The organism is Tritonibacter scottomollicae (assembly GCF_032924845.1).
In the GTDB taxonomy this organism is placed as follows: domain Bacteria; phylum Pseudomonadota; class Alphaproteobacteria; order Rhodobacterales; family Rhodobacteraceae; genus Epibacterium; species Epibacterium scottomollicae.
This window is the reverse complement of sequence record NZ_CP136704.1, coordinates 1,863,182-1,888,064: the sequence shown is the minus strand read 5'-3', so window position 1 is coordinate 1,888,064 and position 24,883 is coordinate 1,863,182. Positions and strand designations below refer to the sequence as shown.

Here is a 24,883-nt window from a genome sequence, read left to right as displayed (position 1 = left end):
ATGCCGTTTCGGTATTCAAAAATGAGTTATCCGCGAATATACATATCGATATGGTAAACTATCAACGTTCTCGGCAGGTGAAGGTCCGGCATATGCAATGCCTGTCGGAGGTGGTGGCGCGTGGCAGTCTCAAGGGCGCGGCGGAGCATCTGGGCCTGACCCAGCCAGCGATGTCGCGCACCCTGAAGGAACTGGAGGAGATCCTCGGCACCACGCTGCTGCTGCGCAGTCGCGCCGGGGTGGAGCTGACCGAGGCGGGCGAGGTCTTTGCGCATTTTGCGGCGATGAGCCTGGCGGCGCTGGATCACGGGCTGGAAAGTGTCGACCGCACCCGTGGCGGCGTGCTGCGGCAGGAGGTCACCGTGGGGGCCTTGCCGAGTGTGGCCGCGGGGCTGCTGCCGAAGGTCGCCGAGGGGTTTCGGCGGCTGGCACCGGAAGCGGTGCTGCGGCTCTCGGACGGGCCGCATGGCATGTTGGTGGACCTGTTGCGCAGCGGCGCGGTCAGCATGGTGATCGGGCGGCTTGGCGATCCCGCGTCGATGCAGGGGGTGTCCTTCACCCAGCTTTATACCGAGGAGGTGGTCTGCGTGGTGCGCCCGGGTCATCCCTGTCTGGCGGCGCCCGACCTGAGCGACCTGGCCCGCTGGCCGGTGATCTTTCCGCCCACCACCGCCGCCATCCGCCCGCAGGTGGAACGCTGGTTGATCAGTCACGGGCTGTCCGAACCGCCGCAGCGGATCGAGACGGTTTCCGGCGCTTTTGCCCGGGTGCATGCGCGTGACACGGATGCGATCTGGATGATCTCGCATGGGGTGGTCCGCAATGAGCTGGCGGACGGGCGGCTGATCCGGCTGCCGTTTGACACCTCGCTCACCAAGGGGCCGGTTGGGCTGATGCAGCGACAGGAGGCGGAGCCGACACCGCTGGAGCGGCTGTTCGTGAAGGCGCTGCAGGAGGCGATCGGCGCGCTGGGCTATGATGTGAGCTGAGCTATTGTGTGCCGACCGGGGAGAGCTCCCGCGCCCGCAGGTGCCCGGCCCGCGGCAGGATCCGTTGGCGACCTTGGGCCCAGCGCCCGGACAGGGTCCGGGCGCAAGGGGGCGCTGCCCCCTCGGGCCTTGCGGCCCTCACCCCCGAGATATTTGGAAAAAGATGAAGGTGGGGCGGTGGCACGCCGCGCGCCAGCGCGGCGCCGGGCCCAACCGGGCAAGGGGATCTGTGATCCCTGCGGCCTGGGCGGGAGCCCTCCCCGCGTGGCGGTTGGGATTGGCGAATTGTGCCCTGCGTTTGGTCAGATGGGAGGTTTGCCGCGATACTTCTGGGTTAAGTCAGCTGGCACGTCATCCGCCTCATAGACTCCCAGCAGGATGCCCTTGCCGCGCGAGGCCCCGCGCCCGGAGATGATCTGCGCGTCGGAACGGGTGAGGCGCTGCGACATGCGCCGTCCCCATTGGCCCAGACGGGCATACATCAGATCGATCACCGCGCCATGATCGGCGCTCCGGCCAAGGTCGTGAAGCTCTTGCGGGTCGTTTCTCAGATCAAACAGCATTGGCGGCAGGCCACCTTCGGCGTGCATGAACTTCCAGCGTCCGTCGGTGATCATGAACAGTCGCGCATCGCGAGGGGCAATCCCCAGCTTCACGCTCATCGGCGTGCCGGAATAATCGTATTCGCTGACCGCATACTCCCGCCATTTTTCGGGTGCTCGGCCATGCAGCCAGGGCGTCAGCGCCCGGCCTTCGAGGATGTGATCGGCCACCTCGCCGCCTGCGGCCTCCACGAAGGTGGGCAGCAGGTCGATGTTTTCCACCAGCGCGTCGCAGGTGGTGCCACGGGTGGCATCGGCCGCGCGCCGGGGGTCATAGACGATCATCGGCACTTTCACGGAGGGGTCGTGAAAGAGATCCTTCTCACCCAGCCAGTGATCGCCCAGATAGTCTCCGTGGTCAGACGTGATCACGATCATCGTGTCCTGCATCCGGCCGGTGTCCTCAAGGTATTGAAACAGTCGCCCCATCTGGTCGTCGCATTGCTTGATGAGGCCCATATAGGCCGGGATCGCCGCCTGCCGCACCTCTTCGCGCGAGAAGGCCTGACCGATGGCATTGCCCATGAAGGCGCCGTAGACCGGGTGCGGATCGTCGCGCTCAGCGGGGTCTTTGACGGCGGGCAGCACATGGTCCGGCCCGTACATGTCGTGATAGAGCGCGGGCACGATATAGGGCCAATGCGGCTTGATGTAGCTCACATGCGCGCACCATGGCCCTTGGGCCTGTTCAATGAACTCAATAGTCTTGGTGGTGAGCCACGGGGTCTCGCTGTCTTCCTCATTGATGTTCGCGGCCTTGCGCGCATTGGCCATGAACCAACCGGAGGCCATCTCCTCGCCCTCAAGCCCCGCATTGGCGAAGTCGTGCCAGGGATTATGGCCCGCGTAGCCCTTTGATTTCAGGTACTCATTATAGGGGCTGCGCTTTTGGTCATAGAACCCGTCCGGCCCTTCGGCCCAGAGACCATCGTCCCGGATCCAGACGTCAAAGCCACATTCGGCTTGTCGTGCGCCAATCACGCTGTCGGGGCTGAGGCCAAGGCGGGCCATGCCTTCGCTGTCGGCACTCATATGCGTTTTACCAATGAGCCAGCAGCCCATGCCCGCCTTGCGCAGATGATCGCCCATGGTCCACTCCCCCACCCGCAAGGGCGAATTGTTCCACTGCGCCCCGTGGCTGGACACATAGCGCCCGGTGTAGCAGCTCATCCGGGCCGCGCCGCAGATGGGCGACTGCACATAGGCATTGGTAAACCGCACGCCGCGCTGTGCCAGCCGGTCGATATGCGGCGTCTCCAGATGCGGATGCCCGGCGCAGCTCAGATAGTCGAACCGCAGCTGGTCGAACATGATGAAGAGGATATTCATGGCGCGCGCTGCTCCCGTGGTGTCGGCACCAAGCCTAGAAGAGGGCAGGGGGCGCAGAAAACCTTTGTCAAATCGTGCCGCAGGGTGGCATGAGGGGCCATGCTGAAGGAAAACCGCTCACTTGATCGCGGGATCGAGATCTTGGAAACGCTCGCGCGCGAGGGCGCCATGTCGCTGGCGGATCTGCACCGCGCCACCGGATTGCCCAAGAGCACCATCCGGCGGTTGCTGCAGACGCTGATCCAGCGCAAGATCGTGCGCCGCTCGCTGGCGGATCAGCTCTATCGCACGCTGCTGGTGTTTCCCGATATATCCGGCGAGGTGATGCCGAAGGGTATGTTGCAGATGGCCGATGCGGCGATCCCGCGGGCGCTGGCGCTGACGCAGCAGATCGGCTGGCCGTCGGACATCCATATCCGCGAGGCGCGCAGCATGCGCATCATCGACAGCACCCGGCAGGCCAGCAATTTCCACGTCGAACAGGGTCAGATCAACCGGCAGGTCAGCCACTTCGGGTCAGCCACAGGGCTGGCCTGTCTGGCGGCAATGGGCGACGGCGAGATTGCCGCCATCTATGAGGCGCTGAAAGCCGACCGGCACTGGGGGCCGGTGCGCTTTGGCCTGGACCTTGCCACGCTGATGCAGCGGATCGCGCAGATTCGCGCCCAGGGCTATGCCGAGCGGCTGCCTGCGCATCTGAGCGACCGGGAATGGGACACTGACCTGCGCGCCATCGCGGTGCCGATCAAGGCGCGCGGGCAGGTGCTCGGCGGGATCTCGGTGCTGTGGCTCAGGACCTACAAGCCGGTGAAAGGTTTTGCGGCGCTGCATCTGGAGGCGCTGCAGCAGGCCGCCCGCGACATCAACGCGGCCCTGGATCTGGTCTGGGACGACGCCCCCGGCTGATCGAGCTGACCCGGGCTGATCCAGGGCCGCCGGATCAGAGCAGGCTTTCGGCGGTCTGTTTGGCAAGGAAGGCCGTGCGATAGAGCGGTGCCTTCAGCGCGCGGCCCCGGTCCGGCACCAGATCGGTGATCGGCAGCGGCAGGCTCTCTTCCGGTGCGCCGGAGAACAGCTCCGCCAGCGCCCGGCCAAACAGCGTGCCAGTGGTGATGCCGCGGCCATTGTAGCCCACCGGAGTGTAAAGCCCGTCATCCAGCCGGTGAATGCGGAACAGATGGTCGGGGGTAAAGGCGATCTGCCCGTGCCAGGCGTCCTCGAAACTCAGCGGCCCGAGGGCCGGGTACAGACGGCGCAGCTTGCGCTCCGCCCAGCGGCGCGACAGACCCGTGGTGCCGCCCACCACTGACCCCATTGAGCCGATGATCAACCGTCCGGCCTGATCACGGCGCAGCGAGAACATGATCTTGCCGGTGTCCCACAGGCCTTGCCCCTCGGGCAGGATCGCCTGCGCCTCCTCGCCGAGAGGAGCGGTGGCCAGCTGGAAGAACTGGATCGGGGTGAAGCTTTGTTCCAGTCCCGGCCACAGGCCGGTGCTATAGGCATTGGTGGCCAGCACCACCTGGCCTGCGGTAATGACGCCGCGCTCCGTCTCGACCTTCCAGATGTCGCCGTCCTTGGCCAGCGACAGCACCTTGGTGCCGGTTGAGATCTCCGCCCCTGCCGCCCTTGCCGCGCGGGCCAGTCCGCGTGCGTATCCCATCGGGTTGATGGTGCCGGCGCGGGCATCCAGCAGGCCGCCGTGGAATTTGCCTGTGCCGGTCTTTTCCGCCGTCTCTGCAGCGCTCAGCAGGCGCACCGGCGCACCGCGTGCCTGCCAGGCGGCGGCGCGGGCCTCCAGGTCGCGCAGGCCCGAGGGCGCATGGGCGGCGTGGATGGTGCCCGCACGGGTGGCCTCGCAGCGGATCTGATATTGCTCGATCAGCGAGAACACGTAGTCGGGCATATCCCCCAACTCCCGCACCAATGCGGCGCCATGGCGCTGGCCCAGCAGATGCTCCACCTCCTGCGGCGGCAGCCACAGCCCGGCGTTCACCAGACCGACATTGCGCCCGGAGCCGCCATGGCCGATCTCCTCGGCCTCCAGCACATGGCACGACAGCCCCTTGAGCGCCCCATGCAGCGCGGTTGACAGGCCGGTGTAGCCGCCACCGACGATGGCCACGTCGACTCGCGCATCCTGTTGCAGCGGCTCGGAATGGGTGGGTTCTGCGGACGAGCGGTCCCACAGGGAAATGGACGTGTCTGCGCTCACGTTGGACGCCTCACATGCTAGGGGTGCGCCCGGAGCGGGGATGCCCGCCGGGCCTGCAGGGAACACTGGGGCAGCGCAGAACGCCTGTCAATCGGCGGCGTGACACGGGCTGGCGCAGGGCTCCGACTGGGCCTAGAGTGCTGGAAACGCAGCAGGGCTCGACCCACAGCAGGAGGCGACATGATGGCCAAGCTCAAGACCTCATCGGCGGACATGGTGGCAGCAGCCCGCGCCCGCATCGCGGAGATCGACAGCGCGGATGCGATCGCGCTGCATGGGCGCGACGACGTGATCTTTGTCGATCTGCGCGACGTGCGCGAGCGTCAGCGCACGGGCTTTATTCCCGGCAGCTTTCACTGCCCCCGCGGCATGCTGGAGTTCTGGGTGGATCCCGACAGCCCCTATTTCAAGGAAATCTTCGCCGAGGAGGACAAGCGGTTCGTCTTTCACTGCGCGTCCGGCTGGCGCTCGGCGCTTTCGGTGGCGATGTTGCAGGACATGGGATTTGAGGCCGCGCATATCAGCGACGGCTTCTCCGGCTGGGTCAAGGCAGAGGGGCCGGTGGTGCCCGCGGTAGATAGCGCCGACTGATCCCGAATCCCTCAGTAAGCTCAGGAACTTTCCCCGCCGTGCTGCGGCGCGCCCTTTTTGTTTCGCCTTGTCGTGGCGCAGATCACCGCTGTCCTGCGCCCCGCAGGAGAGGGTGACGTGGCCATTTCATCACGGTTCATTTGGGAATAGTGACCCTGGCCCCCGTGTGAGGACTTTCCCGCCGCGCCTCAATTTGTTAACGCTTCGTTAAAATAAGAAGCAGTGACTGAGGCAGGCTAGAGCATGAAGACGGGCTTTCGTGGCACGTTTGTCATTTCCTGGACGCAGACAGAAATCGACGGTCTCGACGCAGCGCCGATATCTGCGCTCGATGTCGGTGCCGCGTGGTCATGGCATGGGGATGCCCTGCGCGTGGATGGACCGTCGGACCTATTGCGTCTCGACATGGCAGATGGCGAAAAGGATCTCCGCCGGCGCGCGGCGCATTCGGTGCGTCGTCTTGTTGGCGCAGCCGTGCAGAATCGCACTGATATTCATGCAATCAACGTCAAGGATCCGGTGATGGACAGCAGCTTTGTCGTCACCAATGGGGTGCGCAGCTATACGGTGACCGTGATTGATGCCGGCAAGGGGCGACCACCTCTGCTGATGTTTGTCGATGACATGCCGCCGCGCCACACCGATCTCTGGGTCGTACATCATGCGCTTGGGTCCTTGGGCGTGGCTCAGGCGCCGCGCGATCCTGGGGTGATCTGCTTTACCCCCGGCACCCGCATCGCCACACCGGATGGGCCCAGAGCCGTCGAAACCCTGCGTGAGGGCGACCGGGTGCAGACCCGCGACAACGGTGTCCAGATGATACATTGGATCGGCGCGCGACGCATGACGGGCGCGCGGCTCTTCGTGATGCCGCAGCTGCGGCCGGTGCGCATCGGCGCGGGCGCGCTTGGCATTGATCGCCCCGAACAGGAGCTGCTGGTCTCTCCCGAACACCGCATGTTGTTGCGCGGCCCTGCGGCGCAGGCGCTGTTCAATGAGCCGGAAGTTCTGGTGGCCGCGCGTGATCTGGTGAATGACCGCACGATCCAGGTGGACCGCGCCGTGACAGAGGTAACCTATGTCCATCTCCTGCTGGAGAATCATCAGGTGCTCTGGGCCAACGGAGTGGAGACGGAGAGCTTTCATCCGGCCCACGCGGCGCTGTCGGCGCTGGATGATTCTGATCGCAAGCGGCTGCTGCGGCAGTTGCCGGATATCGAAGGCGACCCGAGCAGCTACGGCGGTTTCGCCCGACGCAATCTCTCTGCTTCGGAGGCGGCCATTCTGCTGCATGACGCAGCCTAGCGCCGCCGCGTTGATCGCGCTGTGGTCCGGGATCTGTGAGGGCGGGCAGGGCATCCAGTCCCAGTGTTCCAGCAGATCTGCTGTTGTGACCTGACCGAAGGTCCCGGCGCGGCAATGGCCGCTGCATTGAACGGTGCCATAATCCGCGGCTTCTCCCTTGACACCACAGCGCGTTCCTATAGAAGCGCGGCTTCATTGGTGTTGGTGGCTCCCGCAAGGGAATGCCTGTCATGGCAGAGGGTCGCAAGATCCAAACCCAAGAGGACAACGCCCTTTATCGCCGTGGCGAGCCTGATCTGGTTCTGACGGTTGTGTGTCGCTCGCGTCCGCAACCGAAAAGTGGGAACCGGTTTTCGGAGCAAGTCGCGGAGCCAAATATAAAGGAGAACAGCCGTGACCAAACGCACGTCTGCCAAGTACAAAATTGACCGTCGCATGGGCGAAAACATCTGGGGCCGCGCAAAATCCCCGGTGAACCGTCGTGAATATGGCCCCGGCCAGCACGGTCAGCGCCGCAAGGGCAAGCTTTCCGATTTCGGTATCCAGCTGCGCGCCAAGCAGAAGCTGAAAGGCTACTACGGCGACCTGACCGAAAAGCAATTCCGTCGCATCTACGGCGAAGCCGAGCGTGTGAAGGGCGACACCGGTGAAAACCTCATCGGTCTGCTGGAGCGTCGTCTGGACGCCGTCGTCTACCGCGCCAAGTTCGTGCCGACCGTCTTTGCGGCCCGTCAGTTCGTCAACCACGGCCACGTGCTGGTGAACGGCAAGCGCGTCAACATCCCCTCCTACCGCGTGAAAGAGGGTGACGTCATCGAAGTGCGCGACAAGTCCAAGCAGAACGTTGCTGTTCTCGAGGCCGTGCAACTGGCCGAGCGTGACGTGCCTGACTACATCGAAGCCGACCACTCCAAGCTGACCGCCACCTTCGTGCGCGCGCCCTCGCTGGCCGACGTGCCGTACCCGGTGATCATGGAACCGAACCTCGTGGTCGAATTCTACGCCAAGAACTGATCCTGTCGCCCGCAGGGCGTATTGGATACGAGATTTGCAAAAGCCGCTCCCGAAAGGGGCGGCTTTTCTTCTGTTGTGTGGAGCGGGTGGGCTTGCGCGCCGCATGACGTCAGGAATCTCTTGGGTCATCGCGGGTTTGCTGCCTATGGTGCCCCTGACACCGGCCCCAACCCCTGAACAAATACGTGGTCCGGACAGATTGGGAGTTCACCATGTCGATCACATCCGCCACCCTTCGCACCCTCACGCTTGCCACCGGGCTGATTGCCGGGTTGGCCGCCGCCGCGGTCGCCGCCCCGGTGCAGCTGACACCCGCAGACCCGCAGCCTTCGGGGCTGAAGCCGGGGCTTTCGGTGCGCTATGCTTATCCCTCGGACGTCAAGAGCCTGGGCGCGGCCCGCAACGCGCTGAAATACAAGGTCGAACAGGGCGCGCCGCTCAAGGGGCTGGACTACCGCGACACCGAGCTGGGCGAGAATGTCCTCACCTCCAAGCGGGCCGAACGGGTGGTGGCCGATATTCGGGGCTATGTGCGATTTGACGCGCCCGGAGTCTACACCATCGATTTTCTGACCAACGACGGGCTGCACGCCGTGGTGGGCGGCCAGCTTGTTGGCGAATTTGATGGCCGTCAGGCCTGCGAGGAGACATTTGCGGTAGAGGTCGAGGTCCCGCAAGCGGGCTGGTATCCGCTGCAGGCGCTCTGGTTCCAGCGCACCAACACGGCTTGTTTGCACATGCGCGCCGCGCCGGCGGGCAAACGCCCGACCTGGATGCCCAACGCGGCCTTCGGGCACTGATCCGCGCGTCCGGAGCCACCGAAGAGCCCATGCAGATCACGTATCGCCCAGCGGAGCTTTCGGATGCGGCGGGGCTCTCCGCCGTGCTCGAAGCGCTGCGCAGGGCTGGCAAGCGGCACAAGGCTGGGGATGCCGCCTTTGTCCGGACGCATTACATTCGCCACTCCGACCAATTGGCCTGCACCGTTGCGACCGATGAAACGGGCGTGGTTCTTGGCTTTCAATCGCTGAAGCGCGCGGTGCCGGGCAACCCCTATGGCGCGCTGGTGGGTTGGGGCGTGATCGGCACCCATATTCATCCAAGCGCGGCGCGTTGCGGGATCGGGCGGGGGCTGTTTGCCGTCACCACGGCGGCGGCACGGCAGGCCGGACTGCCCGCCATTGACGCCCTCATCGGAGCCGCAAATGCAGAAGGGTTGGGCTATTACGCCGCCATGGGCTTCGTCGACCATCGCTCTGAACCCGGTGGCGTCGGCAAGGCATTCCATTTGCCGCGCGGCTAAGCCTCAGACCGGCAGCGGACGCCCCTCGGCGATTGTCTCCATCGCGAAATAGGACGTCACGCTGTCCAGTTCCACGCCGCCGATCAGCCGCTGATAGACCTTGTCGTAGCTGGCCATGTCGCGGGTCACCACCTTCAGCTGGTAATCGTAATCGCCACCGATGCGATGGAAATCCACCACTTCGGGAATGGTCAGCACATGGCGGCGGAACTGCGCCAGCCAGTCTGCCGAGTGATGCCGGGTGCGCAGCATGACAAAGACCACCAGACCGAGATCCAGCTGGCTGCGATCCACCTCCGCCCGGGTGCCGCGCAGAATACCCTTGTCCTGCAAGGCCCGGAGCCGCCGCCAGCAGGCGTTCTGCGACAGGCCGACACGCTCCGCCAGGTCGCGCTGCGACAGGCTGCCGTCCCTTTGCAGGATATGCAGGAGGTCGCGGTCAATCTGATCTATGGTTTTTGTCATATCTCGATCATATGATAGCGAATTAGCGCTGTCACCTGTGATGTTTTGTGAGAATGACCCTACTTCGGTGGTCTATGATGAGCAAAATAACCATGAGGGCGCAAAAATGATCCTGCAAGAGTTCAAAACGGCGATCAAACACACCGCGGATGCGGGCAAGCTGGCTGAAACGCTGATCGGCGAGGGGGTGATGATCCCCGGCCTGAACGGCGATGTGCCGCTGGTCTATGCGGATTACGTGGCCTCGGGCCGCGCCATGCGCCCGGTGGAGGCGTTCATCGCCGAGAAACTGCTTCCGTTTTACGCCAATTCCCACACCGAAGCCTCCTATTGCGGGCAATATGTGACCCGCCTGCGCCGCGAGGCCCGGGCCGAGATCGCGCGGCTTACCGGCGCGGGGCAGGCGTGCGAGGTGATCTTTGCCGGCTCCGGGGCGACGGCGGGGTTGAACCGGCTGGTGAAACTGCTCGGGGTCGAGCAGGCGGAGCGGCCGGTGGTCTTCATCGGCCCCTACGAGCATCACTCCAACATCCTGCCTTGGCGCGAGAGCCGGGCCGAGGTGGTGGAAATCCCCGAGGGCGCAGAGGGTGGCGTTGATCTGGCGGCCTTGGAGGCGGCATTGTTGCAGCATGCGGATGCGGATCTGAAGATCGGTAGCTTCTCGGCGGCCTCGAATGTCACGGGGATCGTCACCGATCCGGACCCGGTGACCCGGCTGTTGCGGGCGCATGGGGCGCGGGCGGTCTGGGATTACGCGGGGGGCGGACCCTATCTGCCGATCGATATGGGGGAGCATGGCGCCGAGCCAAAGGACGCCGTAGTGGTCTCGCCGCATAAATTTCCCGGTGGTCCGGGTGCCTCCGGGGTGCTGATCCTGCGCCGCGAGGCGGTGCGCTCGACCATGCCCTCCTGGCCCGGTGGCGGCACCGTCAGTTTTGTGTCGCCCTGGTCGCATCGCTACGCCGACAGTCTTGCCGCGCGCGAAGAGGCGGGCACGCCCAATGTGGTTGGTGACATCCGCGCCGCGCTGGCCTTTCTGGTCAAGGAAGCGGTGGGGCAGGAGTATATCGAGGCGCGCGAGGCGCAGTATGCGGCCAAGGCCCGCGCGGCATGGGGGGCGCTGCCGGGCTTGACGCTGCTGGGTCATGAGAGCGCACATCGGCTGCCGATCTATTCCTTTACGGTGCGTGGGGCCTCCGGTGCGCCGGTGCATCAGCAGCTCTTCACCCGCATGCTGAGTGATGTCTATGGCATCCAGGCCCGCGGTGGCTGTGCCTGCGCAGGACCTTATGCGCACCGGCTGCTGGAGATCGACCAGCCGCAGTCCGAGGCGTTGCTGGGGGATCTTCTGGCGGGGCGCGAGTTGCAGAAACCCGGCTGGGTGCGGCTCAACTTCTCCTACCTGATGGAGGAGGCAACGGTGGATTATGTGATCGAAAGCGTCGCTAAATTGGTGGCGGAGGCGGAACAAATCGCCGCGTCCTATGATGCTGATCCGAGTACCGCCCGGTTCCAGCCGCGCGCTGCGTAAAGACGTAGCGCATCGGATATCTGTGTTTGCATGAGCCGTTGAATTGAGAGGTTTCGCCTCGGGCTTTGCCCGAGGCGACCCGCGCCGCGCGCCCCTTTTGGGGCGCGCGGCGCGGCCCGGCCCAACGGGAGGATCTGTCCGTTTGCGGGCAGGGACGACGGGCGGGAGCACGCCCTCCCATCCCGGATTGCGCGCCACTGGTGTAGGCCTGCGCGCAGTTGCCGCTTTTCCCATCGCCTTCAGACCGCTATGAGAGACGGGTTCGCGAAGGAGCTCGACCGATATGACCCAAATCACGCCGCAACCCGGTATCATGGACATCGCCCTGTATCAGGGGGGCGCGGCCCATGTGGACGGGGTGAGCAATGTGACCAAGCTCTCCTCCAATGAAAACCCGCTGGGCGCCAGCCCCAAGGCGGTGGAGGCCATGGCCCAGGCTGCGGCCAAGATGCATCGCTACCCAAGTTCCGACCATGCCGCCCTGCGCAGCGCGATCGCCGAGACCCACGGGCTCGACGCGGATCGCATCATCTGCGGCGCGGGCAGTGACGAGATCATCGCCTTCCTCTGCCAGTGCTACGCTGGTCCGGGTGACGAGGTGCTATATACCGAGCACGGCTTTGCCATGTACCGCATCTCTGCGCTGGCCGCGGGCGCAACCCCGGTCGAGGTCAAGGAGCGTGAGCGTGTCACTGATGTGGACGCGCTTCTGGCAGGCTGCACACCGCAGACCAAGCTGGTCTTCATCGCCAATCCCAACAACCCCACCGGCACCATGATCTCCGAGGCCGAGGTGGCCCGGCTTGCCGATGGCCTGCCCAAGGGCGCGCTGCTGGTGCTGGATGGTGCCTATGCGGAATATGTCGAGGGCTTTGATGCCGGTGCAAAGCTGGTCGAGGCCCGCGACAATGTGGTGATGACGCGGACCTTCTCCAAGATCTACGGGCTTGGTGGTGCGCGCATCGGCTGGGGCTATGGCCCGGCCGAGATCATCGACGTGCTGAACCGTGTGCGCGGGCCCTTTAACGTGTCCTCCACCGCATTGGCGGGGGCGGAGGCGGCGGTGCGCGACCGCGACTACGTGGAGGCCTGCCGGGTTGAGAACGCGAAATGGCGCGGCTGGCTTGCCGATCAACTGGCCGAGGCGGGCGTGCCGTCGGATACCTCCTGCACCAATTTCATCCTCGCCCGCTTTGCCAGCCAGTCCGAGGCCGAGGCCTGCGATGATTTCCTCAAGGCTCGCGGCCTGATCGTGCGCCGGGTGGCGGGCTATAACCTGCCCACCGCGCTGAGGATCACTATCGGGGATGAGACCGCCTGCCGCGCCGTGGCTGCGGCCGTGAAGGCGTTTAAATCCGGGCAGGGCACAGAATGACCGAAGCGCAGGCTAAACCCGTCTACAACCGCGTGGCGCTGATCGGCTTGGGGCTTATCGCCTCGTCGATGTTCTGGGCGATGAAACGCTCCGGTCTTGCGGGCGAGGTCACCGGCTACGCCCGCAGCGCCGAGACCCGCGACACCGCTCGCCGCATCGGCCTGTGCGATCGCATCTGCGACACGCCACAAGAGGCCGTCGAGGGCGCCGACCTGGTGGTGCTCTGCGTGCCCGTCGGAGTGATGGGCGCTGTCGCCGCCGAGATTGCCCCGGTGCTGATGCCGGGGGCCACGCTCTCCGATGTGGGGTCGGTGAAGCGCCATGTGATCGAGGATGTCGCGCCGCATATCCCCGAGGGGGTGCATTTTGTCCCCTCCCACCCGCTGGCCGGCACCGAACACTCCGGGCCCGAATCGGGCTTTGCCGAACTGTTCGACAACCGCTGGAGCCTGCTGGTGCCGGTAGAGGGCAGCGACCCAGAGGCGGTGGCCTGTCTTCGCGCGCTCTGGGAGGGCATGGGCGCGCATGTGGAGGAAATGGACGCCGACCACCACGATCTTGTGTTGGCGGTGACCAGCCACGCGCCACACCTCATCGCCTATACCATGGTTGGCGTGGCCGATGATCTGCGCCGGGTCACGGATAGTGAGGTCATCAAGTATTCCGCCGCGGGTTTTCGCGATTTCACCCGGATTGCGGCTTCCGATCCAACCATGTGGCGCGATGTGTTCCTGACCAACAAGGATGCCACGCTGGAAATCCTCGGTCGCTTCACCGAGGAGCTCTTTGCCCTGCAACGTGCCATCCGCACCGGCGACGGTGAACATCTGCACGCCTATTTCACCCGCACCCGTGCGATCCGTCGCGGCATCATCGAGGCTGGCCAGGATACGGATGCGCCGGACTTCGGGCGTGGGCCGAAGAAATGAGCGTGCGGGCGCATATGAGGCTGGCCGGGGTTGCGATGGTTTTGCTCCATGCGGCCAGCGGTGTCACCACTGCTGCGCCGGAAACCACCCCGCGGCCACCGCTTGAACGGGGCATAGAGGTGGCACTGGCGGAGATCTCTGACCTGTCTGCGTCTACCGCAATCAGCGCGGCGGCCGCCGCCGTGATCATGCCATCGCTGGCGGCTCAGCTGCGCCCACAGATCCGCCCCGTGTCGCCACAGATCCTGGCCGCCGCCGCGCGCCCGATGGATCTGAGTCCGGTGGCGCCAGAGGTGACCCTGCGCCCGATGATGCGCACACCGGAGTTGATGCAGCAGGTGCTGTTTGGTCGCGCCAAAAAACGGCGCGGCTCGGTCTGCGGCGTCCTGGACATCCAGGGTGAGGTCGCGGGCGACATCCCTGGCAAGCTCAAGGGCTGTGGTGCCAAGAATGCGGTGCGGGTACGCTCGGTCTCCGGGGTTGCGCTCAGCACACCGGCGCTGATGACGTGCGACACCGCCAAGGCGCTGAACAAATGGGTGGCGCGGGATGTGGAAACGGCCTTTGGCCGGTCCAACCGCGTGGTGCGGCTACGGGTGGCCGCACATTACAGCTGCCGCACCCGTAACAATCGGCCCGGCGCTAAAATTTCTGAGCATGGGCGCGGGCGGGCGATCGACATTTCCGGGTTCACTCTGGAGAATGGCACCACCGTGAGCGTCCTCAAGGGCTGGCTCGACAAGCCCACCCGCAAGGCCCTGCGTCGCATGTGGAAATCCGCCTGCGGTCCGTTTCACACGGTGCTGGGGCCGGAATCCGACATCTATCACCGCGATCATTTCCACCTCGACACAGCCCGTCATCGCAGCGGCCGCTACTGTCGCTAAGGGCATCGTCGCGGATCTTGTGGTTCGCGCCGCGCAGTCAGCGCTGAGTCGTCCGGGCAAAATCGCTAGGGCAGGGCTCCCGCTCCCGCAGGTGCACGCCCCCTGACGTGGGCCTCCCCCTTGGCGGGGTTGGGCCTGGCAGCCTGTCCCGGATCGGGACAGGCTGCGGCGCCGGGCCGAAGGGCCCGGCGCCATGCCCAACGCGGAGCGATGTGCCCCGCAGGGGCGCAATGAACCGGGGCGGGAGCCCCCCCCCATTAGCCCTTGCGCAGCCTCAGCGGATGATCAGGCGCGGGGCAGGGCCAAGCGGGATCGGGCCGATGGTGATATAGCCACCGCGAAAGCCAAGCGTGATGTCCAGATCCTCCGGGTTGCCGCTGGCGCGCGCCAGTATCGCCACCACGCGTGCGGTCTGATCCCGGGCACCAGGGGTGATGAAGCCGGTATCCACCGCCATATCCAGAAACTCGGCCCAGGCTTCCACCTGCAGAGCCAGCTCGCCTGTGGGGACGCCCGAGGCATCTACATCCAGCGTTCCGGTGCTCTTCAGCCGCATCTGGCCCCATCGGGCCTCAAGCCGATCAAGGTCAATCCGGCGCGGTTGCGGGCGACGGTCCTCCAGTGCGCTGCGATCCCAGGCGGTGTCGAACGTCACATCTGCCTGCAGGGTCAGAGTGTCGAATGTTTGCGGCAGCTCGGGCGCGGCCCGCAACAGACGGCGTAGGCGGAGGCCGGGGCGAAAGGCGCGGGCCTGCATGTCGATCCGATACGCCTCCGGCTGTGCGCCTTGCACCATGCGCAGATCCAGATCCTCGGCGCTGAGCGTGATGGTCTCGCCATCACCGATGCGCCACGCGCCCGAACTCAGCCCTAGCTCTTCGAGCTCCAGCGCAAGACCGGGCGCGAGGAACAGATCCGCGCGCAGCCCTTCAGTGCCGATCACGGCGGTCTGGTCAAAATAGGACAGACGCTGATCTCCATCGGCAAACCGCAGGCTCTGACGTCCAGGCCAGATCGCGGGGCTGTGCAGTTCCAGCCAGTCTGCGCGCCACGCCGCCCCGGTGCCCGGATCGGCCAGTGTGGGGGCCTCGATGCGGGTCACATGGCGCCAGGGAAAGCCCCCCAGCGCACCACGGGGCGCAATGCCGCCCACCTCCACCTGCCAGCCGCGTGCTGCCTGTGTCTCAAACCAGTTCGCAACGCTTTGACGCAGGCCCCATGCCGCGACGGCCCAATAGAGCACCCAGATGACACAGAGCCCCAGAAGGACCTTCAACCCGCGTTTCATGCCGCACTGCCCCTTTTGTTTCCACCCGTTTTGCTGTTTACAGGCGCACGGAAAAAAGGACCAGTAACATGACGATGTGGGTATTCGGATACGGCTCTCTCCTGTGGAACCCGGAGTTCCCAGTGGCGCAGAGCGAGGTGGCAACGCTGCATGGCTTCGCCCGATCTTTCTGCATGCGGTCCATCCACCATCGCGGCAGCGACGAGGTTCCGGGCCTGGTGCTGGCACTTGATGCGCAGGAGGATGCCCATTGCAAGGGGCTGGCGCTCCGGGTGGAGCCGGGCCACGAGGAGACGACCCTCGCCGCGCTGCGCGAACGCGAGCTGATCTCCTCGGCCTATGTCGAACGTTTCTTTGACGTGGAGCTTGCCAGCGGCGAGCTGGTCAACGCGGTGGTCTACGTGATCGACCCGCATCACGTGCAATACTGTCATCTGGAGCTGGAAGAGCAGGCGCAGATCATCGCCCGTGCCGTGGGGGGGCGTGGTCCCAACAGCGAGTATCTGTTCAACACGGCCGGCCATCTGGATGAAATCGGGCTCAGCGATCCCGACCTCAGCTGGCTCACGCAGCGCGTCCGGCAAATTTTATCATAAATCCTTGGCGACCATGAGGTTTTCGGTCTAGGCTGCAGGCGCAGAACCACGTCGAAGCCTATCGGGAGCCGCAAGGAATGGCGCATCACGAACGCGAACGCCGGCCGCAGTTTTCACAGCCGGTGCGTCAGGTTGTCATGATGCTGATCGCATTGGCGCTGGCCGGGGCAGGGGCCGTGATGGCGCTGCCGCGGGTGATGCCGGTGTTCGAGGCGAACCCCTATCTCAACGGGTTTATCGTCTTTGTCTTTGTCATCGGGGTGCTGGCCACCTTCTGGCAGGTGCTGCAGCTGATCAACTCCGTGCGCTGGATCGAACGCTTTGCCGCCGAGATTACCACCGATGATGATCGTGCGCCCTCGATGCTTGCACCACTGGCCTCGTTGTTGCGATCCCGGGGTGCGCGAATGCAGCTGGGGTCCTCCTCGACCCGGTCAATCCTCGACTCCGTGGCCGAGCGCATTGATGAAGCGCGCGAAATCACCCGCTATATCGTCAACCTGCTGATCTTTCTCGGCCTGCTGGGGACCTTCTACGGTCTTGCCACCACGGTTCCGGCTGTGGTCGACACCATCCGCAGTCTTGCCCCGCAGGAGGGCGAAGAGGGCATCGCCGTCTTCAACCGTCTGATGACCGGGCTCGAGGCGCAATTGGGCGGCATGGGCGTTGCCTTTGCCTCCTCGCTGCTGGGTCTTGCAGGCTCGCTGATTGTCGGTCTGCTGGAGCTGTTCGCCGGGCACGGGCAGAACCGGTTCTATCGCGAGCTGGAGGAATGGCTGTCGTCCTTCACCCGCGTCAGTTTCTCGTCCGGGGAGGAGGGCGTTGGCGACAGCAACCTCGTGGCCGGTGTGCTTGATACCATGGCGGAACAGATGGACGCGCTGCAGGCGATGTTTGTTCAGACCGCCGAGAGCCGCGCCGAGGTGGATGGAAAACTGTCGCGGCTGGTCGAACTCGATTGATGACATGAACCGCCGTCAGGACGATGTCTCCTCGATCTCCGGGGCGCTGGAACGGGTCGCGTTGGGGCAGGAAACCCTGACAGAGCTGATGCGCGCCCATGGTGACGTGGGCATTGACGCCGAAAGCCGCATGCGCCTGCGTTCCATCGACGTGCAGATGCTGCGCATTCTCGAGGAACTCTCCGCCGGTCGTCAGGAAAGCCTCGCCGAGTTGCGCAAGGACATCGACCTTCTGGTCAAGGCCTTCGCCGGTCCGCGTGGCATGGATCGGGCGGCGCGTGTGGCGGCGCGGAAAGAGAGCTGATCCATGGCCCTGAAACGCCGTACCGGCCAACGTTTCCAGGGCGCGATCTGGCCCGGCTTCGTGGACGCGATGACCGGTCTTTTGTTGGTGCTGATGTTTGTGCTGACCATCTTCATGGTGGTGCAGTTCGTGTTACGCGAAACGATTTCCGGACAAGAAACCGAACTTGATGACCTGTCGACCGAGGTCCGGGCGCTGGCGCAGGCGCTTGGGGTGAAGGAACGCGAGGCCAGTCAGCTGCAGGCCCGTTTGGGCGCTTTGGGCGCCACGCTCAATTCGGCGCGCTCCGATCTGCAGGCCGCGCGGGATCAGATTTCGGCGCAGCAGGCGCGCATCAGCACATTGACGCAGGAGCGGGATGCGGCCACCTCTGATCTTGCCTCGGCGCGGACTCAGATTTCCGATTTCGAGGCCCAGGTGGCGGCGTTGATCGCAGGCCGGGACCAAGCCGAGACGCAGATTGCGGAACTCACCGCCGAACGGGACGATCTTGCGGCCGCGCGCAGCGAGCTGCTGTCGGAGCAGGACGCGCTGAACCTCGCGTTGGCGCAGGCGCGCGACGAGATGGATGCGCAGGTCGAGGCCGCGCGCTTGGCCGCCGCCCGCACCGAGGCGCTGCAGGCCCTGGTGGAGGATCTGCGCAGCGAAGACGACGCGCAGGCCGCCCGTGTCTCGGAGCTGGAAGAGGCGCTGTCCGAGGAGGAAGCTGCCCGCCTGACCGAAGCAGCCGCCGCCGAGGCGCTACGCAACCGGTTGGAAAATGCCGACGCCGAACTCACCGCGATGACGCTGGCGTTGGAAGAGGAGCGCAAGAAAGCCGAAGACACGTTGACGCTGTTGGCTGCCGCAGAGGCCGCTCGCGAGACGCTTGACGAGGAACTGGAACAGGCGCTGTCGACGATCGAGCAGGCCAAGGCACAAGCCCAGGATCGCGATGAATTGGCTGAACGGCTGACCCGCGTGCTGGCTCAGATGGAGGTCACCGAAAGCAGCGCCGCCGCCCGAGTTTCGGCATTGGAGGCGGAGTTGGAGCGTGTGCGTGCCGACAGCAGCGCCACGCGCGCCCGGCTGTCGGCAGAGGTCGACGCCGCACGTCAGAAGGCCGCAGACACCCGCAGCCAGTTGGAAACCGAACTGACCCGCCAGCGGGCCGCCACGGTGGAGACGGAAACCCAGTATCAGGCGCAGTTGCGTGCTTTGCAGGACAGCTTTGATGTCGAACGGCGCGCGCTGGAGGATCAGCTTGCCGCGCTGGGGGCCGAGGCGGACGAAACCCGCCGCACGCTCGAAACACAGCTGGCAGATCTTCGCGCCGAAACCGCAGAAACCCGCAGCGGTTTGCAGACGCGCCTCGACCGTGCCGAGGCCGATCTACAGGCCGCCCGCAGCGCCGCAAGCTCTACCGCGGAAGAGCGCGCCTCTGTCGAGCAGCGCCTGCTGGTCGCCTTGGAGGCGCTGGAGCGGGCGCAGGCTGCGGCCTCCGATCAGGATGTGTTGCAAAGCCGTCTGCTGGCCGCCTTGTCGGACAAGGACGAATTCGCCTCGCAGGCCGCCGAACAAAAGACCCTTGCCGAACAACGCGCCGATCTCCTCGCACAGGCCCGCGCCGCCCTTGCAGACGAGAAAGCGGTTTCCGAGGAGGCGCGACGCGAAACCGCGCTGCTCAACCAGCAGGTGGCGGCGCTGCGCGAGCAGCTTGGCGGATTGCAGGCGCTGTTGGATGACTTCAAGGAACGCGATGCCGCGCAGTCCGTGCAGGTGCAGTCGCTTGGCAAGGATCTCAACACCGCATTGGCCCGAGCCGCGTCAGAGGAGCGTCGCCGCCGCCTGTTGGAGGAGCAGGAGCGCAAGCGTCTGGAGGCCGAACGGGAGCGTCTGGCCAACCGGGCGGAGGATCTGGAGCGGTACCGGTCCGAGTTCTTCGGTCAGCTGCGTGATGTCCTGGGCGATCAAGAGGGTGTGCGAATCGAAGGTGACCGATTTGTTTTTGCTTCAGAGGTGCTCTTCGCGCTTGGCAGCGCCGAACTGTCAGAGGCGGGCAAGGTCGAGATCGCCAAAGTCGCGCGTATCTTGCAGAACGTGGCAGCGGTGATCCCTGAGGAGATCAACTGGATCATCCGGGTTGATGGCCATACCGACAATCTGAGTTTTTCGAGCACTGGGAAGTACGCCGACAATTGGGAACTCAGCCAGGGCAGGGCGCTGTCGGTTGTGCGCTACATGATTGATGCGCTTGGGATCCCTCCAGATCGGCTTGCCGCCAATGGTTTTGGCGAATTTCAGCCGATCAATCCAGCCGACACGCCGGCTGCGCGGGCGCAGAACCGCCGCATTGAACTGAAGCTCACCGAGCGCTGAAGTCAAAGATAAACATATGATATCTCTAAAATAAAAAGGCTCCGGCGACATGACATCGCCAGAGCCCGAACTGCTCAAATAACATCTTTGAAATCTGGACGTCTCCACCACTCACGGCTATTGGGTTCGCCCAGTAGGTGAGTAGCACGGCGACAGCTAAATTTCAATAAATTCTCATGCGTGAGAATTTTTATGTGCTATGCTGATCCTACAGATTATTTGCTTTGGCCCCTGGAGGGCATATGCATCTTCTTGGAGGGGCATTTTGATTGGATAGACTACGCGCGATCTTTGAACTTCGCGACATGTTGCGTCAGATGGAGCGCGACATAGGGCTGGAGGATTTGAGCCGGGCCGAAAAGGACGTGTTTCAGGCGGCACATAAATTGACGGATGAGCCCGGACAATTGGTGCGCTCCGAGCAAATTCGACAGCACCCTCTGACATGCGACATCACCCAGGCCACCTTTCATCGGGCATTGCGCTCGCTGCTGGATCTCGGCTTTCTCGAACGTCCCGAGGGCGCACGGGCCAAGCATTACATCGTTCGACGAGACTTGTTGCACGATTGATTTCGCAAAGGACGTGGCGTTTGTTCTCGGTTTGAGGGTCAAGGTCGCGACAGGAATTGTTTTGTGAATATGTGGGCGATACACCAGATGCATGAGAACTGCTGACGGCTTCATACCCGGTGTCCCCGGCATGGTGATGATCGCCATGGCCTATATAATTTGTCACGGTGCCACCATCTGGGTGATCGCGCCGGTGCAGCATTTCTTCTGGGAAAGCGCGTCCGTGTTTGCCAGCCTGGCGTATTTGCCGCACGGGGTTCGGGTGCTGAGCGTCTGGCTGATGGGGTGGCGGGCGATCCTGCCGTTGGTTCTTGGCGCGGTGCTTGCGAACCTGATCTTTACGGGAGCTGACATCCGAGACTTGATGCAGAACCGGATGTGGATCTCGATCTTGACGAGCACGCTTGCCACCTATCTGGCATTTGAGCTGCTGCGCGTGTTCGGCGTTTTTGCCTATGCCGGAAGCGGCAGACGCATGAATTGGCGGCAGCTGCTGCTGGCAGGGCTGCTGGCATCTGTTTTCAACTCGATGGGGCAGACGCTGGTGTTCTCCGGCATCGTTGATCCCAGCAGTCAGATTGGCGAGGTTGCTGCGTATATGGTTGGCGACATCCTCGGGCAGGTGGTGCTGATGATGGTTCTGATGTTGATCTTTCGCGCCTTGCGCAGTCCCATCCGCCGCAGCTGAGCCGCGACTTCGTGCGGGGGGCACTGTCCTGCTCGACGGGGCGATGCCGCGATATAGAGCAGTCTTTTTCCAGGGTGTGTTTGCTGAACATTTGGGGGGAGGGGCGGCACCCGCCGCAGTCTGAACTCTGACATGAAAAACGCCCACCTTCGACTGAAGGTGGGCGTTGTCCGTTGCTGCGCCTGAGGCAGGCAGCGCGCGTTATTCGGCGGTCAGCAGGGGTGGCTTGTTGCCACTGAGCTGCGGCTTGTTTGGTCCCTCGATCCGCAGGTCGAGCTTGCCGTCCTTGATACCAACCTGAACCACCCCGCCCTTGGCGAGCTTGCCAAACAGCAACTCCTCCGCCAGCGGTTTCTTGATGTGCTCCTGGATCACGCGACCCAGTGGGCGGGCGCCCATCTTGTCGTCATAGCCCTTGTCCGCCAGCCATTCGGCAGCTTTGCGGGTCAGTTCGATCGACACGTTGCGGTCCATCAACTGTGCTTCCAGCTGCAGCACGAACTTCTCTACCACCTGCAGGATGACCTCTTTCGGCAGCGCGCCGAAGGAGATGGTGGCATCCAGACGGTTGCGGAATTCCGGCGTGAAGGTGCGTTCGATGGCCGCTGTGTCCTCGCCCTCGCGACGGTCGCGACCAAAGCCGACAGCCGATTTCGCCAGCTCCGTGGCGCCCGCGTTCGAGGTCATGATCAGAACCACGTTGCGGAAGTTCACCGTGCGGCCGTTGTGGTCCGTCAGCTGACCGTTGTCCATCACTTGCAGCAGGATGTTGAACACATCCGGATGCGCCTTCTCGATCTCGTCGAGCAGCAGCACGCAATGTGGATGCTGGTCGACGCCATCGGTCAGAAGACCGCCCTGATCGAAGCCGACATAGCCCGGAGGCGCGCCGATCAGCCGTGAGACCGCGTGTTTCTCCATGTATTCGGACATGTCAAAGCGCAAGAGCTCCACACCCAGCGTATCGGCCAGCTGCTTTGCCACCTCGGTCTTGCCGACGCCGGTTGGGCCGGCAAACAGGTAGTTGCCGATCGGTTTTTCCGGCTCGCGCAGCCCGGCACGGGACAGTTTGATCGCCGAGGACAGCGCGTCGATGGCGGCATCCTGACCAAAGACCACGCGTTTCAAGCTGGCCTCCAGATCCTTCAGCACCTCGGCATCGTCCTTGGAGACACTCTTTGGCGGAATGCGGGCGATCTTGGCCACCACGGCCTCGATTTCCTTGACGCCGATGGTCTTGCGACGCTTGCTTTCCACCACCAGATGCTGGGCCGCACCGGCTTCGTCGATCACGTCGATGGCCTTGTCCGGCAGCTTGCGGTCGTTGATATAGCGCGCTGCCAGTTCCACCGCGGATTTGATCGCATCCGAGGTGAACTTGATCGAATGATGCTCCTCGAAATAGGGCTTCAGCCCCTTCAGGATGGCAATGGAATCCTCCACCGACGGCTCGTTCACATCGATCTTCTGGAACCGGCGCGACAGGGCGCGGTCCTTCTCGAAATGCTGGCGGAACTCCTTGTAGGTGGTGGAGCCCATGGTGCGCAGCTTGCCGCCCTGCAGGGCAGGTTTCAGCAGGTTGGAGGCATCCATGGCACCGCCGGAGGTGGCGCCGGCCCCGATCACCGTGTGGATCTCGTCGATGAACAGCACCGCGTCGGGGTGGTCTTCCAGCTCGGTCACCACCGCCTTCAGGCGTTCCTCGAAATCACCGCGATAGCGCGTACCGGCCAACAATGCGCCCATGTCGAGCGAGTAGATGGTGGTTTCCGACAGCACCTCGGGCACTTCGCTTTGCACCACCTTGCGAGCCAGACCTTCGGCGATGGCGGTCTTGCCGACACCGGGATCGCCCACCAGCAGCGGGTTGTTCTTGCGACGGCGGCACAGCACCTGGATGCAGCGCTCCACCTCGGAGTCGCGACCGATCAGCGGGTCGATGTCGCCTTCGCGGGATTTGGCATTCAGATCGACACAGTATTTCGCCAGTGCCGACTCTTTCTGTTCGCCTTCTGCCACGCCCGGGCCGCCGCCGAGTTCTTCCTCGGCCTCGGGTGCGCCGGACACGGGGCGATTTTCGCCATAGGCGGGATCCTTGGCGACACCATGTGCGATGAAATTCACCGCGTCATAGCGGGTCATGTCCTGGTCCTGCAGGAAGAAGGCCGCATCGCTTTCGCGTTCGGCAAAGATCGCCACCAGCACATTGGCCCCGGTCACTTCGGTTCGGCCCGAGGATTGAACGTGGATCGCGGCACGTTGAATGACGCGCTGGAAGGCCGCGGTCGGAACCGCCTCCGATCCGTCGATGTCGGTGACCAGATTGGCCAGATCTTCTTCTACGAACTCCAGAAGGGTTGATCGCAGTTCGTCAAGATTGACGCTGCAGGCGCGCATGACGCGTGCGGCATCAGGTTCCTCGATCAGTGCCAGCAGCAGATGTTCGAGGGTTGCGAATTCGTGACGCCGTTCATTCGCCAGCGCCAGCGCCGCGTGAATGGCTTGTTCCAAAGTGCTCGAGAATGAAGGCACGGGCGTGCTCCTCTGTCTTGGGTTATGGGGACCCGTCGCCACCGGGCGGCCCGGTCCTGTCCCATAACCATGTCCTCATACTGTTAGAGTTTGGTTGATAGAGCGTAAGCTTCAAGGGCTTTTTACGTGATTGTGGTCACAATTCCCGTCATTGTGCTCACATATCTTGCGTAGATTTGATGAGGCAGAGCCCCGGTGCGTTAGAACCTGTCCTTTGCCGACCGGATATGGGCAAAGACCTCGACGTCTGCAACCCCTTCCATGCCAAGGGTTTTCTTCATTTCCGCATCGCCTGCGCGCAGGAATGGATTGGTGGCTTTTTCCACGCCCAATGCGACGGGCACTGTGGGGGCGTTTTTTACGCGCGCCTGCGCAATTTCTTTTGCCCGGCGTTGCAGCGCGGCGTTGTCCGGGTCGATACTGAGTGCGAAGGAGGCGTTGGACTGGGTGTATTCGTGCCCGGAATAAACCATGATTTCGTCGGGCAGGGCGGCCAGCGACGTCAGCGACTGCCACATCATGGCCGGTGTCCCCTCGAACAGGCGACCGCATCCCAGCGCCATCAGGCTGTCGGCGGTAAAGAGCGCGCCGCCTTCCGGGTAGTAGAAGGCGATATGACCCAGCGTGTGGCCGGGAACCGCCAGAACCTGGCAGCGTCCCGCGCCGGTGCCGCCCTCAAATCCGGGCTCCAGCTCCATGTCGAGCGCTTCGCCCTGGGCAGCGATCTTGTCGGCCTCGGCCTTGGGGCCCATCACCGTGCAGCCGTATCTGTCGCGCAGCGCCTTGATGCCGCCGACGTGGTCGTGGTGATGGTGGGTGATCATCACCACTGCGGGCGTCCAGCCGCGCGCCTCAAGGGCGTCGATGATCGGAGCAGCCTCTGGCGCGTCAATCACGGCAACCCCGTCGGGGCCCTTCACCAGATAGGCGTAATTGTCCGACAGGCAGGCGACCGTGACGATTTCGAGGGCAGAAGCGGAGGTAGAGGCTTGATCGGGCATGGTCATTCGCTTTCACATTGCTAGACTGCCCCCAAACTGACCGAAGC

The 24,883-nt window shown here is 64.0% G+C and carries 21 protein-coding genes and 1 pseudogene; 16 read left to right on the top strand and 6 right to left on the bottom strand.

The genetic code is table 11. The features are described 5' to 3' along the window. Positions 1–50: 50 nt before the first annotated feature. Positions 51–989, top strand: coding sequence for a pca operon transcription factor PcaQ (gene pcaQ / locus R1T40_RS09640; RefSeq protein WP_317386755.1), 939 nt, complete (start codon positions 51–53; stop codon positions 987–989). Positions 990–1,291: 302 nt separating this feature from the next. Here pcaQ and R1T40_RS09635 read toward each other — a convergent pair whose 3' ends face one another. Then, positions 1,292–2,920 (bottom strand): sulfatase-like hydrolase/transferase, encoded by a 1,629-nt coding sequence (locus R1T40_RS09635; RefSeq protein ID WP_317386754.1) that lies wholly within the window; start codon positions 2,918–2,920, stop codon positions 1,292–1,294. 99 nt (positions 2,921–3,019) lie between these two features. On the opposite strand from R1T40_RS09635, the gene R1T40_RS09630 reads away from it, so the two are divergent. Continuing rightward, positions 3,020–3,826: an IclR family transcriptional regulator gene (locus tag R1T40_RS09630; protein WP_317386753.1), complete on the top strand. Its 807-nt coding sequence runs from the start codon at positions 3,020–3,022 to the stop codon at positions 3,824–3,826. Between the two features lie 34 nt (positions 3,827–3,860). Here the strand turns inward: R1T40_RS09630 and R1T40_RS09625 are convergent, their stop codons facing one another. Beyond that, entirely contained in the window at positions 3,861–5,135 is a 1,275-nt protein-coding gene (locus tag R1T40_RS09625; RefSeq protein ID WP_317386752.1) for an NAD(P)/FAD-dependent oxidoreductase, read from the bottom strand. A 183-nt stretch (positions 5,136–5,318) separates the two neighbouring features. Between R1T40_RS09625 and R1T40_RS09620 the strand changes: the two genes are divergently transcribed. The 5 genes from R1T40_RS09620 (at position 5,319) to R1T40_RS09600 (ending at position 9,348) form a co-directional block, all read left to right on the top strand. Further along, positions 5,319–5,726: a rhodanese-like domain-containing protein gene (locus R1T40_RS09620; RefSeq protein ID WP_317386971.1), complete on the top strand. Its 408-nt coding sequence runs from the start codon at positions 5,319–5,321 to the stop codon at positions 5,724–5,726. A 243-nt stretch (positions 5,727–5,969) separates the two neighbouring features. Continuing rightward, complete coding sequence (locus R1T40_RS09615; RefSeq protein WP_317386751.1) at positions 5,970–7,031, top strand: Hint domain-containing protein; 1,062 nt, start codon at positions 5,970–5,972, stop codon at positions 7,029–7,031. Between the two features lie 393 nt (positions 7,032–7,424). Then, positions 7,425–8,045, top strand: coding sequence for a 30S ribosomal protein S4 (gene rpsD / locus R1T40_RS09610; protein ID WP_106163055.1), 621 nt, complete (start codon positions 7,425–7,427; stop codon positions 8,043–8,045). A gap of 212 nt (positions 8,046–8,257) precedes the next feature. After that, positions 8,258–8,845 carry a PA14 domain-containing protein gene (locus R1T40_RS09605; protein ID WP_106163054.1) on the top strand — a complete coding sequence of 196 codons (588 nt, stop codon included), beginning with the start codon at positions 8,258–8,260 and terminating at the stop codon, positions 8,843–8,845. Positions 8,846–8,874: 29 nt separating this feature from the next. Beyond that, entirely contained in the window at positions 8,875–9,348 is a 474-nt protein-coding gene (locus R1T40_RS09600; RefSeq protein WP_317386750.1) for a GNAT family N-acetyltransferase, read from the top strand. Between the two features lie 3 nt (positions 9,349–9,351). Here the strand turns inward: R1T40_RS09600 and R1T40_RS09595 are convergent, their stop codons facing one another. Next, positions 9,352–9,813, bottom strand: a complete 462-nt coding sequence (locus R1T40_RS09595; RefSeq protein WP_317386749.1) for an Lrp/AsnC family transcriptional regulator — start codon at positions 9,811–9,813, stop codon at positions 9,352–9,354. A gap of 106 nt (positions 9,814–9,919) precedes the next feature. On the opposite strand from R1T40_RS09595, the gene R1T40_RS09590 reads away from it, so the two are divergent. The 4 genes from R1T40_RS09590 to R1T40_RS09575 all read left to right on the top strand — a co-directional run bounded on the left by R1T40_RS09590 (position 9,920) and on the right by R1T40_RS09575 (position 14,535). Continuing rightward, a complete protein-coding gene (locus R1T40_RS09590) occupies positions 9,920–11,344 on the top strand; it encodes an aminotransferase class V-fold PLP-dependent enzyme (protein ID WP_317386748.1) in 1,425 nt (474 codons plus the stop codon). A gap of 283 nt (positions 11,345–11,627) precedes the next feature. Next, positions 11,628–12,719, top strand: a complete 1,092-nt coding sequence (gene hisC / locus R1T40_RS09585; RefSeq protein WP_317386747.1) for a histidinol-phosphate transaminase — start codon at positions 11,628–11,630, stop codon at positions 12,717–12,719. Further along, positions 12,716–13,648, top strand: a complete 933-nt coding sequence (locus tag R1T40_RS09580; RefSeq protein WP_317386746.1) for a prephenate/arogenate dehydrogenase family protein — start codon at positions 12,716–12,718, stop codon at positions 13,646–13,648. Before hisC ends, R1T40_RS09580 begins: the two co-directional genes overlap by 4 nt. Before the next feature lie 35 nt (positions 13,649–13,683). Next, positions 13,684–14,535: an extensin-like domain-containing protein gene (locus R1T40_RS09575; RefSeq protein WP_317386745.1), complete on the top strand. Its 852-nt coding sequence runs from the start codon at positions 13,684–13,686 to the stop codon at positions 14,533–14,535. 274 nt (positions 14,536–14,809) lie between these two features. Here the strand turns inward: R1T40_RS09575 and R1T40_RS09570 are convergent, their stop codons facing one another. Further along, positions 14,810–15,823: a DUF2125 domain-containing protein gene (locus R1T40_RS09570; protein ID WP_317386744.1), complete on the bottom strand. Its 1,014-nt coding sequence runs from the start codon at positions 15,821–15,823 to the stop codon at positions 14,810–14,812. A 68-nt stretch (positions 15,824–15,891) separates the two neighbouring features. Between R1T40_RS09570 and R1T40_RS09565 the strand changes: the two genes are divergently transcribed. The 5 genes and pseudogenes from R1T40_RS09565 to R1T40_RS09545 all read left to right on the top strand — a co-directional run bounded on the left by R1T40_RS09565 (position 15,892) and on the right by R1T40_RS09545 (position 21,303). Beyond that, positions 15,892–16,419: a gamma-glutamylcyclotransferase gene (locus R1T40_RS09565; RefSeq protein ID WP_317386743.1), complete on the top strand. Its 528-nt coding sequence runs from the start codon at positions 15,892–15,894 to the stop codon at positions 16,417–16,419. A 77-nt stretch (positions 16,420–16,496) separates the two neighbouring features. Beyond that, positions 16,497–17,685: pseudogene (locus R1T40_RS09560) on the top strand (biopolymer transporter ExbB). A 3-nt stretch (positions 17,686–17,688) separates the two neighbouring features. Beyond that, positions 17,689–20,043, top strand: coding sequence for a peptidoglycan -binding protein (locus R1T40_RS09555; protein WP_317386742.1), 2,355 nt, complete (start codon positions 17,689–17,691; stop codon positions 20,041–20,043). Positions 20,044–20,312: 269 nt separating this feature from the next. Further along, positions 20,313–20,615, top strand: a complete 303-nt coding sequence (locus R1T40_RS09550; RefSeq protein WP_106163043.1) for a hypothetical protein — start codon at positions 20,313–20,315, stop codon at positions 20,613–20,615. A 91-nt stretch (positions 20,616–20,706) separates the two neighbouring features. Beyond that, positions 20,707–21,303 carry a hypothetical protein gene (locus tag R1T40_RS09545; RefSeq protein ID WP_317386741.1) on the top strand — a complete coding sequence of 199 codons (597 nt, stop codon included), beginning with the start codon at positions 20,707–20,709 and terminating at the stop codon, positions 21,301–21,303. A 201-nt stretch (positions 21,304–21,504) separates the two neighbouring features. On the opposite strand, the gene clpA is transcribed toward R1T40_RS09545, so the two are convergent. Further along, positions 21,505–23,835 carry an ATP-dependent Clp protease ATP-binding subunit ClpA gene (gene clpA / locus R1T40_RS09540; RefSeq protein WP_106163041.1) on the bottom strand — a complete coding sequence of 777 codons (2,331 nt, stop codon included), beginning with the start codon at positions 23,833–23,835 and terminating at the stop codon, positions 21,505–21,507. A 200-nt stretch (positions 23,836–24,035) separates the two neighbouring features. Then, positions 24,036–24,842 (bottom strand): hydroxyacylglutathione hydrolase, encoded by an 807-nt coding sequence (gene gloB, locus R1T40_RS09535; protein ID WP_317386740.1) that lies wholly within the window; start codon positions 24,840–24,842, stop codon positions 24,036–24,038. Positions 24,843–24,883 lie beyond the last annotated feature (41 nt).

Bases quoted from the DNA above. Each gene is read 5' to 3' on its own strand.
- R1T40_RS09600 (WP_317386750.1), top strand. From the start codon at position 8,875: ATGCAGATCACGTATCGCCCAGCGGAGCTTTCGGATGCGGCGGGGCTC.
- hisC (WP_317386747.1), top strand. From the start codon at position 11,628: ATGACCCAAATCACGCCGCAACCCGGTATCATGGACATCGCCCTGTAT.
- pcaQ (WP_317386755.1), top strand. From the start codon at position 51: ATGGTAAACTATCAACGTTCTCGGCAGGTGAAGGTCCGGCATATGCAA.
- R1T40_RS09580 (WP_317386746.1), top strand. From the start codon at position 12,716: ATGACCGAAGCGCAGGCTAAACCCGTCTACAACCGCGTGGCGCTGATC.
- R1T40_RS09555 (WP_317386742.1), top strand. From the start codon at position 17,689: ATGGCCCTGAAACGCCGTACCGGCCAACGTTTCCAGGGCGCGATCTGG.
- R1T40_RS09620 (WP_317386971.1), top strand. From the start codon at position 5,319: ATGGCCAAGCTCAAGACCTCATCGGCGGACATGGTGGCAGCAGCCCGC.
- R1T40_RS09605 (WP_106163054.1), top strand. From the start codon at position 8,258: ATGTCGATCACATCCGCCACCCTTCGCACCCTCACGCTTGCCACCGGG.
- R1T40_RS09595 (WP_317386749.1), bottom strand. From the start codon at position 9,813: ATGACAAAAACCATAGATCAGATTGACCGCGACCTCCTGCATATCCTG.
- R1T40_RS09635 (WP_317386754.1), bottom strand. From the start codon at position 2,920: ATGAATATCCTCTTCATCATGTTCGACCAGCTGCGGTTCGACTATCTG.
- R1T40_RS09615 (WP_317386751.1), top strand. From the start codon at position 5,970: ATGAAGACGGGCTTTCGTGGCACGTTTGTCATTTCCTGGACGCAGACA.
- R1T40_RS09545 (WP_317386741.1), top strand. From the start codon at position 20,707: ATGAGAACTGCTGACGGCTTCATACCCGGTGTCCCCGGCATGGTGATG.
- gloB (WP_317386740.1), bottom strand. From the start codon at position 24,842: ATGACCATGCCCGATCAAGCCTCTACCTCCGCTTCTGCCCTCGAAATC.
- R1T40_RS09630 (WP_317386753.1), top strand. From the start codon at position 3,020: ATGCTGAAGGAAAACCGCTCACTTGATCGCGGGATCGAGATCTTGGAA.
- R1T40_RS09590 (WP_317386748.1), top strand. From the start codon at position 9,920: ATGATCCTGCAAGAGTTCAAAACGGCGATCAAACACACCGCGGATGCG.
- R1T40_RS09565 (WP_317386743.1), top strand. From the start codon at position 15,892: ATGACGATGTGGGTATTCGGATACGGCTCTCTCCTGTGGAACCCGGAG.
- R1T40_RS09570 (WP_317386744.1), bottom strand. From the start codon at position 15,823: ATGAAACGCGGGTTGAAGGTCCTTCTGGGGCTCTGTGTCATCTGGGTG.
- R1T40_RS09575 (WP_317386745.1), top strand. From the start codon at position 13,684: ATGGTTTTGCTCCATGCGGCCAGCGGTGTCACCACTGCTGCGCCGGAA.